General features: G+C 41.0%; 14 protein-coding genes. 7 read left to right on the top strand and 7 right to left on the bottom strand.

What is annotated here, in order from left to right:
- Positions 1–8: 8 nt before the first annotated feature.
- On the bottom strand, positions 9–1,031 hold the full coding sequence (locus AC623_RS05205; RefSeq protein WP_049661241.1) for a YkvI family membrane protein: 1,023 nt from the start codon (positions 1,029–1,031) through the stop codon (positions 9–11).
- A gap of 204 nt (positions 1,032–1,235) precedes the next feature.
- On the opposite strand from AC623_RS05205, the gene AC623_RS05200 reads away from it, so the two are divergent.
- Positions 1,236–3,386: an ATP-dependent Clp protease ATP-binding subunit gene (locus AC623_RS05200; protein WP_049661239.1), complete on the top strand. Its 2,151-nt coding sequence runs from the start codon at positions 1,236–1,238 to the stop codon at positions 3,384–3,386.
- 213 nt (positions 3,387–3,599) lie between these two features.
- On the opposite strand, the gene AC623_RS05195 is transcribed toward AC623_RS05200, so the two are convergent.
- Positions 3,600–5,294, bottom strand: coding sequence for a M3 family oligoendopeptidase (locus AC623_RS05195; protein ID WP_049661238.1), 1,695 nt, complete (start codon positions 5,292–5,294; stop codon positions 3,600–3,602).
- Positions 5,295–5,420: 126 nt separating this feature from the next.
- On the bottom strand, positions 5,421–6,995 hold the full coding sequence (locus AC623_RS05190) for a bifunctional metallophosphatase/5'-nucleotidase (RefSeq protein WP_049661236.1): 1,575 nt from the start codon (positions 6,993–6,995) through the stop codon (positions 5,421–5,423).
- A gap of 174 nt (positions 6,996–7,169) precedes the next feature.
- Between AC623_RS05190 and AC623_RS05185 the strand changes: the two genes are divergently transcribed.
- From AC623_RS05185 to AC623_RS05170, 4 genes are all read left to right on the top strand, one after another.
- Positions 7,170–8,690, top strand: a complete 1,521-nt coding sequence (locus AC623_RS05185; RefSeq protein WP_049661235.1) for a PAS domain-containing sensor histidine kinase — start codon at positions 7,170–7,172, stop codon at positions 8,688–8,690.
- A 158-nt stretch (positions 8,691–8,848) separates the two neighbouring features.
- On the top strand, positions 8,849–9,280 hold the full coding sequence (locus AC623_RS05180; protein ID WP_049661233.1) for a hypothetical protein: 432 nt from the start codon (positions 8,849–8,851) through the stop codon (positions 9,278–9,280).
- A gap of 195 nt (positions 9,281–9,475) precedes the next feature.
- On the top strand, positions 9,476–10,507 hold the full coding sequence (locus AC623_RS05175; protein ID WP_049661231.1) for an acyltransferase family protein: 1,032 nt from the start codon (positions 9,476–9,478) through the stop codon (positions 10,505–10,507).
- 14 nt (positions 10,508–10,521) lie between these two features.
- Positions 10,522–12,273, top strand: coding sequence for a B12-binding domain-containing radical SAM protein (locus tag AC623_RS05170; protein ID WP_049661230.1), 1,752 nt, complete (start codon positions 10,522–10,524; stop codon positions 12,271–12,273).
- A gap of 59 nt (positions 12,274–12,332) precedes the next feature.
- Here AC623_RS05170 and AC623_RS05165 read toward each other — a convergent pair whose 3' ends face one another.
- From AC623_RS05165 to AC623_RS05150, 4 genes are all read right to left on the bottom strand, one after another.
- Positions 12,333–13,064 (bottom strand): anti-sigma factor, encoded by a 732-nt coding sequence (locus tag AC623_RS05165; protein ID WP_049661229.1) that lies wholly within the window; start codon positions 13,062–13,064, stop codon positions 12,333–12,335.
- Entirely contained in the window at positions 13,065–13,619 is a 555-nt protein-coding gene (locus AC623_RS05160) for an RNA polymerase sigma factor (RefSeq protein ID WP_049661227.1), read from the bottom strand.
- Positions 13,620–13,770: 151 nt separating this feature from the next.
- Entirely contained in the window at positions 13,771–14,253 is a 483-nt protein-coding gene (locus AC623_RS05155) for a COG4315 family predicted lipoprotein (protein WP_049661225.1), read from the bottom strand.
- 22 nt (positions 14,254–14,275) lie between these two features.
- Positions 14,276–15,058: an extracellular solute-binding protein gene (locus AC623_RS05150; protein ID WP_082174333.1), complete on the bottom strand. Its 783-nt coding sequence runs from the start codon at positions 15,056–15,058 to the stop codon at positions 14,276–14,278.
- Positions 15,059–15,328: 270 nt separating this feature from the next.
- On the opposite strand from AC623_RS05150, the gene AC623_RS05145 reads away from it, so the two are divergent.
- Positions 15,329–16,024, top strand: a complete 696-nt coding sequence (locus AC623_RS05145) for a response regulator transcription factor (protein ID WP_049661224.1) — start codon at positions 15,329–15,331, stop codon at positions 16,022–16,024.
- The gene (locus AC623_RS05140) at positions 16,021–17,391 is read left to right on the top strand and encodes a sensor histidine kinase (RefSeq protein WP_049661221.1); all 1,371 of its coding nucleotides are present in this window, start codon (positions 16,021–16,023) and stop codon (positions 17,389–17,391) included. The genes AC623_RS05145 and AC623_RS05140 overlap by 4 nt, the downstream gene beginning before the upstream one ends.
- The last annotated feature ends 50 nt before the right edge of the window (positions 17,392–17,441 follow it).

Raw genomic sequence — 17,441 nt, 5'->3', positions numbered from 1 at the left:
GGTTCGTTTTATTTTTTCCAAAGCAGTAGAAGAAACAATAAACTAATCATTCCAAACAACGGATATAAGAAACCAAGCAGCGTGCCATAGGAAATTTGGCTTAATAAAAATCCAGCAGAGAAAATAAGAAGAAACAAAAGAGAAGCTGGCCAGCGGATATGATTCTCAAGCTGCTGCTTCAAGCCATAGGCATTCCCAATCACCGATGTAAAGATCTCTCCATAAATAAGAAAAGCATAAATAAAATGAAAGGCAGGAATCAGTTTTTCCACAATCTGAGCCATCGGGATATCATATTTCGTAACATCTGCTAATTGAATTAAGCTGATATGACTCGCGATCATCAAGCATGTTAACACGACTCCCCCTAAAAAAGCCCCTTTTTTAATCGTCTGCCGATCCTTTATTTCAAATGCAAGCGGGACTAACACGGCTTGTGCCAAAGCTAAATTAAAAGCCGCATAGCTAAATGGCGAAGTCCAGACCTTCCATGTATGATGAGATGTTTCTTTCATAAAAAGTTTTTGTAAAAAGTCAGGCTGTGCCATTGCTTCACTCGCAGTATACAAATGAAACACAATCATAAGCGGGACAACGAAAACATTGACAGCCAGCAACCCTGTTACCCCTTTTTTCATCACTAAAAAACCGATCACAATTGTTAGCAGAATGCCGGCATTTGCGGGGATATGAAATCTTTCTGCAAATAAGGCTCCCGTCCCCGAAAGCATAACACCAGTAACTCCAATTAACATAAAAAATTGAATAAAAGTAGCCGCTAGCCCAAACCTTTCACCAAAGAGGTACACGTTAAATTCCTCAAAAGACTTTGCTTGTACATCCATTGCGACCAGCATAATTTTCGCTCCAAGAAAAATAAACAAACAACCGCTTATAACAATTCCGATCAGTCCATAAAAACCGAATTGTGAAAAGAACTGAACGATTTCTTTTCCGGTCGCAAAACCTGCACCAATGATAGTTCCAACATAAACAGCCGCTATTTGGCAGGCTCCAACCCATGTCTTCAAAGCCATCCCCCGCTTTATACGTGTTAGTTCACCTTATGCTTGTCTTCCGCTTTCAAGAAGAAAAAATTTTTTTGACAAAACACTTGAAAGTCAAAGAAGGTCAGAGTATAATGAGATCAAAGGTCAAAGTTAGTCAAAGTCAAAACAAAACTTAACCTACTAAACTATTGAATCTCTAAAAATGAACGGAAAGGAATGAAGTGTATGTTGTGTCAACATTGTCATCAACATCAAGCTAATGTTCAATTCCGTATGAATATTAACGGAAAAACAAAACAGCTTTACCTATGTTCAAATTGTTATCAAAAAAATAAACAATCAATGGGAGATGGTGCGATGAACTTTCAACAATTTGGAGGATTTCCTTTTGATGACTTAATGAAAGGCTTCGGCTTTTCTAATATGAACGGCCAAGCAGCTCCTTCCCCTAAAATGCAACCGCAGCAAAACGGCGGCAATGGTGGAAACGGCTTTCTTGATCAATTCGGCCGCAGCTTAACCAATATGGCTAAAGCCGGTTTAATTGACCCAGTTATCGGCCGAGATAAAGAGATAAATCGCATTATTGAAGTATTGAATCGCCGCAACAAAAACAATCCTGTCTTGATTGGTGAACCTGGTACAGGTAAAACAGCGATTGCAGAAGGCCTCGCTCTCAAAATTGCGGAAGGCGATGTACCTGCCAAACTGAAAGAAAAAGAAGTATACTTGCTAGATGTGGCGTCCCTTGTAGCAAACACCGGCATTCGCGGCCAATTTGAAGAAAGAATGAAGCAATTAATTACCGAACTGCAGCAACGTAAAAACGTCTTATTGTTTATTGACGAAATTCACTTAATTGTTGGCGCTGGCTCTGCCGAAGGCTCAATGGATGCCGGCAACATTTTGAAACCAGCACTTGCTCGCGGTGAATTGCAATTGATTGGTGCGACAACTTTAAAAGAATACCGCCAAATTGAAAAAGACGCCGCGTTAGAACGACGCTTCCAGCCCGTTCAAGTAAGCGAACCAACAGTAGCAGCAACGATCCAAATTTTAGCTGGCTTGCAAAAACGCTACGAGGACTTCCATGAAGTAGCCTTTACAACAGAAGCACTTGAAGCTTGTGCGAAATTGTCTCACCGTTACATTCAAGATCGCTTCCTGCCTGACAAAGCGATCGACTTGCTCGATGAAGCCGGATCAAAACTGAATTTAACAATCGATACACAAGATAAAGAATCCATTAACGAGCGTCTTGCTCAAGTTGCAAAAGAAAAAGAAACAGCCTTGCAAGAAGAAAACTATGAAAGAGCAGCCAAACTGCGTGATGAGGAACTAAAATTAGAAGAAAAACTGCAAGGAACAGAGGAAACTGTTGAGCGTCCAGTCGTAACAGTAGAACACATTCAACAATTAATTGAGGAAAAAACAGGCATCCCTGTCGGCAAACTTCAAGAAGACGAACAACAAGCGATGAAACACCTAGAAGAGAACTTAGCGAAAAAAGTCATTGGACAAGCAGAAGCTGTTCAAAAAGTGGCTAAAGCGATCCGTCGCAGCCGCGCCGGCTTGAAATCAAAAAATCGTCCAATCGGCTCCTTCTTATTTGTCGGCCCAACGGGTGTAGGGAAAACCGAACTAACAAAATCACTCGCTGAAGAATTATTCGGCTCTAAAGATGCGATGGTGCGTCTTGACATGAGCGAATTTATGGAAAAACACAGCGTTTCTAAATTAATCGGTTCACCTCCTGGATATGTAGGCCACGAAGAAGCTGGACAGCTAACAGAAAAAGTGCGCCGCAATCCGTACAGCATTATTCTGCTTGATGAAATTGAAAAAGCTCATCCAGATGTGCAGCATATGTTTTTGCAAATTCTTGAAGATGGCCGTCTTACTGACAGTCAAGGACGGACAGTCAGCTTCAAAGACACCGTCATCATTATGACAAGCAATGCCGGAACAGCTACTAAAACGATTACTGTCGGTTTTGAGAAAAATAATGCTCTCAAAGAAAGCTCTATCTTAGATTCTCTCGGCAGCTTCTTTAAGCCAGAATTCTTGAACCGCTTCGACAACATTATTGAATTTAAATCGCTCGAAAAAGCGGACTTACAGCAAATCGTTGAATTAATGCTTGCTGAATTGAATAGCACTCTTACGGAGCAATCGATTACACTTCACGTAACAGATGGAGTCAAAGAACGATTGGGTGAACTCGGCTACCATCCAGAATTCGGTGCTCGTCCGCTCCGCCGTGTCATTCAAGAACAGCTCGAGGATGGCATCGCTGACTTTATCCTCGATCATCCAGAAACAAAACAACTAAAAGCGGTATTACAAGACAACGATATTCAGATTGTAGCTGCCTAACCATCATCCAGCGTCTGAACGCTTAGATTATAGAAAAAGTCTACCATATATATCATCAGGCTGATTGAAAACGTTTGTCTTTCGAGGCGCGACACCTGGCGAGAAGCGGAGTGACCATCAGGGTCATGAGCACCGCAGGCAGGCGAGCAACGAAGAAAGTGAACGTTTGCCAACAGCCTGAAGCGTCTGAGAATAGCTCAGACGCTTCTTTTTTTATATTAATTTGCTTCCCGCTTGCTCCAGCCACTGTTCAATCGGTTCAATGACCTTTCCAATGCAGTCTTCTGCAAATGGGGAAGCTAATCCAGCCAGCTTAACAATATCTGTGAAAGACAAACTGCCGCCAACCTGGCAGATTTTCACATAATCCTCCCAGGCTTTCTCCCGACTTTCCTGCATCCGTTTCCAGAACTGCAGGGCGCACACTTGGGCGAGGGTATAATCAATATAATAAAATGGCACTTCATAAATGTGCCCCTGACGCTGCCAGAAGCCCCCTGCTTCTAAATATGGGATGCCGTCGTAGTCACGGTGAGGCAAGTATGCCTTTTCGATCTCTTTCCACACGGCTTTTCTTTCTGCCGGGGTTAACTCCGGTTCTTCATACACCCGATGCTGAAACTCGTCTACTGCGGCTCCGTATGGAAGAAACAAAATAGCCTCGCTTAAGTGAGCATACTTGTACTTATCTGTGTCTTCTTTAAAGAATAGCTCCATCCACGGCCATGTAAAAAACTCCATGCTCATCGAATGAATTTCGCACGCTTCATACGTCGGCCATAGATATTCAGGGACCGTGAAATCCCGGCTTGAATATACTTGAAAGGCATGCCCCGCTTCATGTGTGAGCACATCGATGTCTCCTGATGTCCCGTTAAAATTAGAAAAGATAAATGGGGAACGGTATCCAGAAAGGTACGTGCAATATCCCCCGCCTGCTTTTCCTTTTTTTGCTGTAAGGTCCATCAATTCGTGGTCAAGCATAAATTGAAAAAACTCGTTCGTTTCCTGGGAAAGCTCTTTATACATCTTCTGTCCATTTTCTACGATCCACTCCGCCGGCCCTTTCGGCTTCGCATTGCCTGTCGTAAATTGATAGCCCTCGTCGTAAAACTTTAATTCCTGTAATCCAATCCGCTCTGCCTGGGTCTTTCTGAGCTTAGTCGCAAGCGGAACAATGTATTTCTTTATTTGTTCTCTATATCCTTTGACCATCTCCGCATTGTAATCCACCCGATTTAAACGGCCATACCCAAGCTCAACAAAGTTTTGAAATCCGAGCTTACGGGCGATATCTGTACGAACTTTTACTAATTCATCATAAATAGCATCAAATTGTTCTTCGTGACGGGCAAAAAAAGCAAAGCGCGCTTCGGTTGCTTCCTTCCGTACAGAGCGGTCTGCGGACTCCGTGAAAGGCTCAATTTGAGCAAGCGTCAGCGTTTCCCCCTGAAACTCAATTTGAGCAGAGGCCACGAGCTGTGTATATTGTGAGGCGAGCTTATTTTCTTTCTCAAGCAGCGGCAGCACTTCTGGTGAAAAAGTTTTCACTTGAGCTTCCGCTAAAAGGAACAGCTGTGTGCCGAAATTCTTTTCAAGCTCCTCCCGAAAAGAAGAAGCTAACAGCGCTTCGTTGATCTGTGCAGCAATCCCTTCCATCCTTGGGGAAACTTCGTCCATGTAATCCTGCTCCCGCTTGTAAAACGAGTCATTCGTGTCGATTGTATGCCGGATATGACAAAGGTCCATCATTGTGCTTATCTGGCTGCGAATATCATTCATCTTATTTAATGCATCCACTTGCTTTTCTACACAATCCGCTTCCTTAAACTGCTTCAGGCTTTGACTAATCTCTCTTTCAGCCTTTTCTACATCCGGGCGCTCATACTTATATTCACTAAATTTCATCTAGATTCTCCTTTCTATCCGTTCACTCTTTTAATGTGGTTCTGTTCACCATAAGGATTGATTTTTCCTTGGGCCGCTTCTCCTTTCTTAAGTATTCGGCTTCCACTCCACTCCACCGCCCAAAATTTAATATAGCACCTTCCAATTGTGATTGACCTCTGCTTTAACCGTTCCCTGTTTCTTTATGTAATCAGCGAGCAGCTCTGACATATCTGTCTGTATTTCTTTTATTACTTTCTTCCCTTTAAACATTAAGTAATCCCCGCCGCCTCCTGCACGGTAGTTATTTAACACAACCTGATAGAGACCATTAGCTTCAACCGGTTCCCCATGATAGGTTAATTGCTCAATCCGGCTGCCTGGTGCCTTTTGAAGATTAATTGTATACCCAATCCCTTCCCACATATCATAGTTATAATGCTGAGGTTTAGGATAAGAAAACTTAGGGCTGACGCCGGGTCTTCCGTTCGGAAGCAGCGTAAAATAAGAGGCTGAACGCTCCAATGCCTTTTTCATTTCCTCGCCCGTAATTTCAATAACAGCCAATGAATTAGGGTAGATATAGTTAGATACGATATCCCGCATCGTCACTTCAGTCGGGAGGCCGCGCGAGCCGTTATGAAAAAGCGCTGTACAAGAAATGTCTGTCTGGGATGCCTCCATCTGTACTCGATTAATGAGTTCGATAAGCGGATGTTCTGTTAACCTGACTTGAAAAGGATCATTGATTTCCATATTCCCCTCTATCGTCCCAATGACTTCATCCAGCCATTTTTGCGTTTGCTGCTCTTCTTCTTTGACTAATTCAAGAATTTCTTTATCCGCTATAAAGTGTTTAGCCTCTATTATGCCAACAGAAAGATCACTTAGCTTCACCGACTCTTCCGACAGAGTAAACTCTGCCGTCACTTGTCCCATAGCTGCTCCGCTGAATCCAGGCTGAACAACGGCTACACCGTTTATAAACTCTGCTGTTATTCGGTGCTGGTGTCCAGTAAGCAGCACATCAATCCCTTCTACTTCCCTACATATCCGATAAGCTTGATTTTCCCCTTTTTCTTTTGTTTCGATTCTTTCTCCATTGGAGAGGTCAATTTCAAATCCACCATGATAAGAAACAATCATAATATCTGGTTTTTCTACTTCTCTAATGTAATGAACCCACCTTTGAGCCGCAGCGACCACATCGGTAAAAGACAATCCGCAAATATATTCCGGTTTTTCCCAGTTAGGAATGTAACTCGTCGTGATGCCAAGCACAGCGGCTTTAATTCCAGAAGCAAAATTCTTTATAAAGTAAGGACGTCCGAAATAAGGGGATTTTGATTCCTTATGTAGAATGTTGGCGCTTAAAAAGGGGAAATGAGCATCTTGTTCGGCTTTACTTAATATCTCCATTCCGTAATTAAATTCATGATTGCCAAGCACAGCCGCATCATATTGCAAATAGTTCATCGCTTTGATCATCGGATGGACGCCGTGACGGAGGGAGCGGTAATAAAAGCTCGCTAACGGTGTGCCTTGGAGAAAGTCTCCATTGTCTACTAACAAGACATGATCATTTTCTTTCCGTACTTGTTTAATAGCCGTTGAAAGCCGAGCCAGACCATGATCAGCTGTCTTGTTCGTTCCATAATGAATAGGAAATATCGCTCCGTGCACATCACTCGTTTCAAGGATGTTCAGCTTAATTTTTTTCATTCTTATCCCCCTATGCCAGTTATTAATTCTTTTTATTCAACTTACCACGTTTTTCCTCTGTTTTAAAAGGGCTTATCTAATGAAATTTTTCCTAAGTATACATACAGGGGAGAGAAAATAATAATAGTTTGCTATAATGAAACAGCAATGAATTTTTTAAAAGGACGAAACTAGATGAATAAACGTGAACGAGCGATCTATTTTTTCATTGTCGTGCTCCCTGCCATTCTAGCTATTTTTGGCTGTTATCATTTTCTAGCTGATCGTGCTGATGAACAGCAGCGCGAAAAATTGGAATGGGCAGCGACTCTTCATCGCAACCAATTAGATCAATTTATTAATGAAACAAAAGTCAGTATGGATATTCTAGCTGTAAGCACGGAAGAAGAGGTGCAAAGTTTGGGTAAAGGCGGACATATCCCCAATGAAGTTCAGGCCATATTAAAAAAAATGGCCGGAAAAGATCCACGCTACGGGGGAATTTATATACTCGACTTTGAAGGCAACTTACTTACCGGCACGAATGACTTATTAAAACAATACAACCTTAGAAACAAACCCTATATTAAGGAAGCTCTCTTAACGAAAGACACAGCTGTTTCCGATGAAGCTGAAACATTATCTAATAATCAGCCTGTTATAGCGATCGCTACACCTGTAATGAAAGATGAACATGTGGAAGCTATTATCGTTTCACATATTCGATTAGATTACATGAAAAATATTATGAGGATGCTGACACCCGAATATTCTATCTCAGTCGAAAATGCCAAGCAGATACCGATTTTTTCTGTTAATGAAAAAGTAGACGCCGAAGAGAACCGGCATACTGTTGAATATCCTCTAGCTCAGCTTCCATGGAATTTAATCGTTACGGCTAGGCAATCCAGCCAAAATCATCTGCTTGCCCTTACCTTACTGTTTGGTGTAGCTATTATTGTCCTTCTTCACATCGTTTTTCTACTCGTTAAATATATGATGCTAAAGAGGCAAACAAAGCTGGAGAGAATGCAGCAGGAGGCTCAAAAGCTTGAACTCATCGGAACGTTAGCCGCAAGTACAGCCCACGAAATACGCAACCCGCTAACCGGAATAAAAGGACTCGTCCAGCTATTAAATGAAAAATACAATCACCCGGAAGATGAATTTTATTTTAGTGTCATCAATAAAGAAATTGGACGTATCAATCAAATTGTTAGTGAATTTTTGATTTTAGGAAAGCCGACTGCCCAAAAAATCCAAACGGTTGACATACGTGAAATTGTCTTTGATTTAAATCCGCTCATTCGTTCCGAAGCCAATTTATATTCTATTGAATATGAATTAACCCTTCCTGAACAAGAGATATGGGTTCGTGTCAACACCGATCAAATGAAACAAGTTTTATTAAACCTGACAAAAAATGCTTTCGAAGCGATGTGTGATGGCGGACAATTAAGCTTAAATGTTTTAAAAGGCGAAGAAAATTGTTATATTACCATTGCTGATACCGGTCCCGGCATTAAGAAAGAAGATCTGGACTTGATTTTCAAGCCATTCTTTACTTCCAAGGAACATGGAACGGGTCTTGGTCTAGTAGTATGTAAAAGAATTATCGAATCATTCGATGGCTCTATTGAAATAGATAGTGAACATGGTTTTGGCACTGTCGTCAGCATTACCCTTCCTCTTCAATTTCATGAGCCCGTTGAATAAATAGCAAAGACTGCTGTGAGCGCCCCTATATATGCGTCTACAGCAGTCTTTTATGATTGGATTCAGTTTTTAGGTTTAGTTTCTCCTTAAATAGGTTATATAACATGAGGATGTCGTCTTTAGAAAAACAACTAGAGAGAACTAAAGGAGAAAGAAACATGGCTGATACAGTATGGAATGAAGCGGCACTAGAATGGCATACAGACTTTTTAAAAATTTATGATCCGTCCACTCGCACATACAGAAAAATTGCCTCCCTTACTGAGGCAAAAAGATTAATCAAACAATCATCAGAACCTTTTATTCGTACAGCCGCAGCTATTTATGCATTTTCATTGACTGCTGTACGCTCTCCCTATACAGAAATACAGATTTTTATCGCAAAACTCGAAAAAGAATCACGTCAGTTAAAACAATTGCTGGCCTATTCTACATTTTCCAAGGAATTGCTTGATCATCTATTGGAAGCCGGAAAAAAATCACAGTCGATCAACGGGATCAAAACAGATATTTATCATGAAGCAATTCGCCTATCAATCAAAATTGAAGATTATTTCAATATAGGAGAAAGCTTAAAACGCCGGGCTTGACAGCCGGCGTTTTTTTAAAAAAACCTATAAGCGACGTACTTTACGCATCCTACTTTTACATAGAATCATGTTTTCCAGACGACGCTTCCTATTTTTGTATAATGGCGAGGTTGGCGGTTTTCCTGTATAATGTCATGTTGTGTTTAAAATAATACTGCAGCCAGTTGCTACATCATACTTTTAAGGTGAGGTTTTATGTCTAAAAGAGATTATTATTTTGATAACGCAAAGTTTATTTTAATTGTTTTTGTTGTATTCGGTCATTTTATTCGCTCGTATATCGGTGATAACTCTGTTATCTTTGCCTTGTATACAACCATTTACTTGTTTCATATGCCAGGGTTTATTTTAGTATCAGGTTTTTTTGCCAAAAGCTTTTATAAAAAAGGATACGTTAAAAAAACGGCTCAAAAAATTTTGCTGCCATTCTTTATTTTCCAAATTATTTATTCCTTTTTTTATTTTTATTTGTATGAAGATCAAGCACTGCATCTTGATTTGCTCGTACCTCAATGGTCATTATGGTTTTTGCTCAGCTTGTTCTTCTGGAACTTATTGCTGGTCATTTCGGTTAAATGGCTAAAACTCAAACCAGTTGTCTTACTGACCGTTTCTTTCGCTATCGGAATTGCGATTGGCTGTATCGATCGTCAGTTAGATGTGTTAAGCTTTGCTCGTACGTTTATTTTCTTCCCATTTTTCTTAATTGGATACTATTTGAAAAAAGAGCATTTCAATTTGCTTGCTCATAAATCCGTTCGTATCGTCTTGTTCTTTAGCGCACTTGCTGTCTTTTACACGGCACTTAGCTTCCCAGATTTTGACCAGAGATGGCTGCTTGGCTCTTTCTCTTTTGCAGACTTAGAGGCTTCAAACTTCTCGGGAATAATCCACCGCACGGTCATTTATATGGTAAGCTTTATGATGATTGCTGCTTTTTTTGCTTTTGTACCGAAGAAAAAGTTCTTTTTTACCGATTGGGGCAGAAATACATTGTACGTTTATTTACTGCACGGCTTTGTCATTAAAACCTTCCGTGAAAGTGAAGTGAAAGACTCAGCTGAGTCAATCCTTCTCTTGTTGATTGCATCTTTATTTTTAACAATGATTCTTTCTTCGACGGTAGTGACAACGGTGGCTCAACCGTTCATCGAGACGAAATGGTCCAAGCTTAAAAAGCTCTTTTCCAATCGATATGAACAAGGCAATATATCAGAAAAGCTATAAGGAGAAGTTGATTCATGAACGTCGTTCTAAGCACATTAAACGCTAAATATATTCATACCAATTTGGCTATCCGTTACTTAAGAGCTTTTGCGGAGCCGGATTATCAAGTAGACCTGGCCGAATATACGATTAAAGATCCTGCTATTAATATTGTAACGGACCTCTATAAACGCCAGCCAAATATACTAGGATTCAGCTGCTACATTTGGAATATCGAAGAAACACTTGCTGTCGTTAAAATGATGAAAAAGGTTCTTCCCGAAACAATTATTGTTCTCGGTGGTCCGGAAGTGACTTATGACGTTCCTTATTGGCTTGAACGAATTCCAGAGGCGGACTTTATCGTAATCGGCGAAGGAGAAGAAACGTTCAAGCAGCTGCTTGATGAAATAAGTGGTGAGCAGGATTGGAATAAAGTAAGCGGCATTGGTTATTTAGAAAATGGAAAGCCAAAAATCAACCCGCAGCGGAACAAGTTGGACTTGCGCGAGCTGCCTTCGCCATTTCGATTTGAGGAAGACAAAGCCCATTTGTCTAAAAGAATCACCTATCTCGAAACGAGCCGCGGCTGTCCGTTCCGTTGTCAATTTTGCCTTTCTTCCATCGAGGTCGGTGTCCGCTACTTTAACCGGGAAGCCATTAAAGAAGATATCCGCTATCTAATGGCAAACGGTGCCAAGACGATCAAGTTTGTCGATCGGACGTTTAATATTAGCCGCAGCTATGCAATGGAAATGTTTCAATTTCTCATTGATGAGCACGTTCCTGGAACGGTTTTTCAATTTGAAATTACCGCTGACATCATGCGGCCGGAAGTTATTGATTTTCTCAACAAAAATGCACCGAAAGGATTGTTCCGCTTCGAAATTGGCGTACAATCAACAAATGACACGACAAATGAACTCGTTATGCGGAAACAAAATTGGTCGAAGCTCGTACGTACCGTTACGATGGTCAAGGAAGGCGGAAAAATCGATCAGCACCTCGATTTAATTGCCGGCCTACCGGAAGAGGATTATCATTCCTTCCGCAAAACGTTCAATGATGTTTTTGCGCTCCGACCGGAAGAGCTTCAGCTTGGCTTTTTAAAAATGCTTCGCGGCACCGGCTTGCGTATACGTGCAGCTGAACATGACTATGTGTACATGGACCATGCACCGTACGAGATTTTAGGGAATAACCTTTTATCTTTTGCCGATATCGTAAAAATTAAACAAGTTGAAGATGTCCTTGAAAAGTATTGGAACGACCATCGGATGAATGAAACGATTGAATACATTGTCACTCATTGCTTTGAAACACCATTTGACTTTTTCCAATCTTTCGGAGCTTATTGGGAAGAACAAGGCTGGGGCAGAATTGGTCATCAATTAGAGGATTTATTCAAACGTCTTCGAGAATTTTTGCTTGCAGTCCGTCCTCATCAGTACCCAGAGCTCGAAAGCATTATGAAGTACGATTATTTGCTGAATCAGCGGTACAAGCCTCGGAAGCCTTGGTGGGAACCTGCACTTACTAGACAAGAACGCTCTTCTTTATACCAAAATATTTTACAAAACCCTCTCCTTCTTGGTCAGGAGTTTGTCAATCTTGGATTAACAGAGAGAGACGTCTATAAACACACGATGATCGAGCCATTAACGATGTCGTTTGCAGAAGGCAGCTGGTTGAAACGCCCTAATTATCTTGTTGCCTACTTTGAGCCAACAAGCGGGCGTCCTACTTTCTTTTTCATGGAAAGTGAAGCAGCCGCAAACGCCATGTAACCTGAACACAAATAGGCTGATTTGTCCCTTAGCGGACGAATCAGCCTATTTTGATCTCTTCAAGAAGAACCAACAATCTTTTCCCCTCTTGGCGTGGTGCTATACGGATCAGGCTCCACTGTAATGCCAATTTGATCGAATTGCGTATCGTGTGCAAGCTCGTACGTTAATACTCCCTCTCCGCTTTTATTCGGTTTAAATATCCCGGCATTTTCTCTCTTTCCATTTCTTAACAGCCACACTTGATAGACCTCTGAACCGTTCAGCTTCGGCAGATCATCTACTTGGACAACTAACCTTTTTTTTTCTCCTTGCTGCAACACAATCGCAGAGCCATCTGTATTTAACGGATTCCCTAGCTCTGCAGCCTGCAAGGAAAAAGTGGAGACCACTTCGACAGGAAGGTTCCCTTGGATAGTTTCATGTCTCAGCTGATTATTAGAGATAATTAAAGCGACCGAAACAACAATCAATAACAAAACCGTTATGCTCGCTACAGGGGAAAACTGCCCGGAAAGCCATCTCCTCCATTGGCTGATACGCGCCAGCCAGGATGTCTTTTCGTTTTTTTCCTGATTGTCAAAAACAAATGCCATCACTTCCGATTTTAACGTTTTCGGTACCTCTTTTTCTTCTATATCTAAGTATAAGGAATGCCAGATATCTGTCATGATTTTATACTCCTTTGAACAGTCAGGACAATGGTGTAAATGCTGTTCGAATTTCTCTTTAGCTCCTTGATCTAAGTCCTCCGCCATAAATGAAAGCAGGTGATCACATTCCCTGTCCATTTACAAATCCTCCACTTCTAAATGCTTTTTTAATTGTTTTAAAGATTGATGCAGCCTGCTTTTCACTGTGCCCACGGGTTCATTTTCTATTTCGGCAATTTCTGTTAGAGAAAACCCTTTCCAGTAAAATAAATCAATCAATCTCTTTTGTGCAGTGCTTAATTTGCTTTTAGCAGCCAATACGGCATTAAGTGTTAACCTCTGTTCAATTTCGTCCACCGGATTGGTCAATTCAGCAGAAGCATGCGCCTGGATTTGTTTAGTATGTTTTACACGGAGACTATTTTTTCGAATATAATCCAAGCACACGTTTCGCGTAATGGTCAAAAGCCAATTAACAAATTTTCCTTTTGAAGAGTCATATGGGCTTTTCGTTGTCCATAGTTTCAAAAACACTAACTGAACCATTTCCCTCGTTGAGTCTGCATCACCGTTTGAAAATTTAAAGGCAAAGCTATAGATCAATTTTATATAACGGTCATATAACTCTTCCAGGGCAGACCGATGTTCTTTCATCACTAGCATGATTAACTCTTCATCACTTTTTTCCTTCAAACAGCCCCGCCCTCCTTGCCATCATAATTCTTACATCTTAAGCTCTGTTATAGTTGATTGTGAAAACAACCTTCACCTTTAATGAAGCTAAATTTTATTCGTTACATAATAAAGAACCGCCGCTATGGCGGCCGTTCCCTAAAAGAGTGATTTACTGAAAGTTTGTATCTTTATTTATAATATACCAAACACTTTTCACTCCTTGTCCCTTTAGATCCCCTTCTTGTTTATCACCGGCAAAGTAATACAGCGGATAGCCTTTATACGTAACTTGTTGCTGGCCATTATCTTCCCTTGTAATAGTCCCAAAATTTTCTTTCTCGAATCCTGCTGGCACCTCAAAATTACTTTCTGTAAATGGAGGCCATTTCTCCAGGCATTCACCGTTGCAATGACTCTTTTCCTCTTCATCCTTCTTAAAATAATAAAGGGTCATTCCTTTAGAATCAGCAAGATATTCACCTGCTGATTGATCTTTGAGCAACTGCAAGTTCTGGGTTTCTTCAGCAGCGGTCTCGACCGCCGCATGCTTGCCTTTATCACTTGCCGGTTCAGCGGCATTGTCGCTTTTTCCACAGGCAGTTAAAAGAATAAGAGCTGAAAATAGAAATACCATCCATAGTTTTTTATTCATCTTTGCTCACTCCCTTTTAAATCTATTGCCAACCCCATTTTTGAAACACTTGATGAGAGGTTTTCTTCTTCAAATATTTGATAAACATTTTTGCTTCTTTCTTGTTATCAGAATTGTTCGTTATACTAATCGGTGTTCCTCTGTACAGCTTGTCCTGAACGGGCAGCTGTACTAAATCTGTTACATCAGGCAGCCGATAGTGCCACGACTCGTAAGTAATCCAAGCATCATATTTAGCGTTCTTTTTCCAAAGATCAATAGCTTCGGCACTCGTTTTAACAGATAAAGAGATATTTCTTTCAATGCCGGGAATCAGCCCTTTTCTTCCCGCTAAATCCTCCCACATCCCAAGCTGCCCTGCTCCATTTACATCGATAATCTTCACACCTTTTTTTGTTAAGTCCTCGAGTGATTGAATGTTTTTAGGATTTCCTTTTCTAACTAGAATCCCCACTGGCCGCACGTAAAGTTCAGTTCGTGTTTTTTCGTTAATGATTCCCGGATGATGGATCGTAAAATTGGTCAGCATATACTCGGAGCCGCCAAAAATAAGATCAGCATCTTCTTTTGCTTGGGCAATCCATTTTTCTTCCGGGCCGCCTGTTACTTCCACTTTTATCCCTGTTTCTCTCGTAAACTGTTCCGCCAGCTCGTTCATTGGGGCAAGAGGGCCGCCGGGACCGTAAACCTTTATAATGTCGTCAGGATTCATCGCCTCCCCCTTTTGTAAAAAAGCAGACGATAGCCCTCCAAATAACGCGACGATCATCACGAAGACTGCGGTTAACATTGTTTTCTTCTTCAATCCACTTCACTCTCCTTGCCTTTTCTCTCCGTCTATATTAAATAACGAACTCAACAAAAGAACGGTTTGAATCTTTTTATTTTTCTTTATCTTTTGTACAAATGCCCTTCTAGACCGATAGTCCGGCAAGAGCAGTCATTCGCTTATATGATTCGCTTCTCATTCATCCAGTACGATAAAAACTTCTTATTCAAGCTCGTCAAAATTCATTGATCTTTGGCAAAAAATAGCTATTATTAAATCTATGAGACTATTTTTGTGGAGGAGTTCATGAACGAACAACTTATTTTAATTGTAGAAGATGAAGTATCCATCCGGAAATTTATCGCTTTAAATTTACAGCGGGCCAACTTTTCTACAACGGAAGCTCCGAACGGAAAAGAGGCTTTATCGATCATTGATAAGGAAAGAATCGGCTTAGTCATTTTGGATTTAAATTTACCTGACATAGACGGTCTTGAAGTATGTGAAAAGCTGCGGGCTGCCCATCCCCATCTTCCTGTCATCATTTTGTCTGCTCGCGGGCAGGATATGGATCGGATTACAGGTCTTGAACTTGGGGCTGATGACTATATTGTTAAGCCCTTTAATCCGCTTGAACTTGTGGCACGGATTCGTTCTGTTCTCAGACGTACAGAGAGTATACGAGAGCCTGAACCACTCTTAACATCGGGTCCCCTTCAGCTCAATTTAAAAGAGCAAACGCTCACCAAACATCAACAGCCTATTAAACTGACGATGCGGGAATTTCATTTACTGAAAGTATTCTTTTCAAAAATAAATGAACCGATCAGCAGAGATGAATTGTTAAATGAGGTGTGGGGCGAAAACTATTTTGGTGACACCAAAACAGTAGATGTTCATATTAGACGGCTCAGAGAAAAAATTGAAGATGATCCCTCCCATCCTGTTTTCATTGAAACCGTGTGGGGCTGCGGCTATCGCTTTAAAAGGATCTATACATGAAACAAGGGATTAAAAGGAGGCTTACTTTAAGCTATTTCTTCATGATTCTCTTGACGGTCTTTATTTTTGAGGCCATCATTATTTTCTCCCTGCATTTCTACTATACGGACAGCGTGGAGCAAACATTAAGTGATCAAGGCATCGTGTTTTCCAACTTTTATGACCATTATTTAGAAAGCCATAAGCTAGAGGATCATGCTCAAGAAATGCTTGACACGTATAACTTTCTTGTGAGTACAAGAACCCAAATCATTGGACTGAACGGGCAAATCCTGGCCGATAACTATGAACCCTCAGCCCAATGGATTCAGGATCCAGATGTCACAGCAGCGAAGAATGGACAAATTGGAGTATGGAAGACAAAACAAAATAAAGAAGCGGTCATGTCTATTTCACAGCCCCTTAAGAAAAATGGACAAGCCGTCGGCATCATCAGATTCACTACATCTTTAGAGCCTATGAAACACATCTTTTACAAAAATGTAGGTTTTCTTTCTCTTATCGGTGCCGTCGTTGTAGCGGTCTCTGCTGGGATTAGCTATTTTTTAGCAGGCTCTATTAAACGGCCGATCACGGAAATCACGTTAGCGGCTGAACAAATGGCGAGCGGTCGATTTTCCACAAGGGTTCATAAAAGACAGGATGATGAAATCGGCAAGTTAGCCGATACACTAAATTATATGGCGAGCGAAGTAGAAAGACACGAACAGTTGAAAAATGAATTTATTGCTTCGATTTCACATGAGCTGCGTACTCCCCTGACTTCGATTAAAGGATGGGCGGTGACACTCAAGGAGATTACGGATGATGTAACAACAAAAGAAGGTCTTGAAATCATTTCAGCTGAGAGCGACCGTCTCACTCATCTCGTCGGCGATTTATTAGATTTATCCAGCCTGACATCAGGAAAAATCAAACTAACGATCGAACAAGCTTCTCTCGTTGACATTTGCCGGCAAGTGGTCCAACAAATGCAGCCTCGCGGAGAACGACAGATGATCCAGCTGCAGCTTACTTGTGAATCTTCTATTCCAATTAGTTCTCTAGATAAAAACCGAATGAAGCAAGTGCTGATCAACCTGTTAGACAATTCATTTAAATTCACACCGCAAGGAGGAACGATCTCTGTTCATGTCGGAATAGAGGATCAAAACATTAAAATCAGTGTTTCCGATACAGGATCGGGAATCCCTGCAGAAGAGTTGGAATGGGTAAAAGATAAATTTTATAAAGGACATTCAAAATCAGCTGGCAGCGGTCTCGGTTTAGCCATTTGCCAGGAAATTCTTCACTTACACGGCGGAGAAATAGAAATTAAAAGCAGACCAGTTCAAGGAACAACAGTCCATTTATTTCTTCCCTTGTAACGATTACGTAACTATTTTTAACCTTTTTATAACTATTTTTTCCTTTTTAT

This window comes from Bacillus sp. FJAT-27231 (genome assembly GCF_001183975.1).
GTDB classification, from domain to species: domain Bacteria; phylum Bacillota; class Bacilli; order Bacillales; family Domibacillaceae; genus Pseudobacillus; species Pseudobacillus wudalianchiensis.
This window is presented reverse-complemented; position numbering and strand designations above follow the sequence as displayed.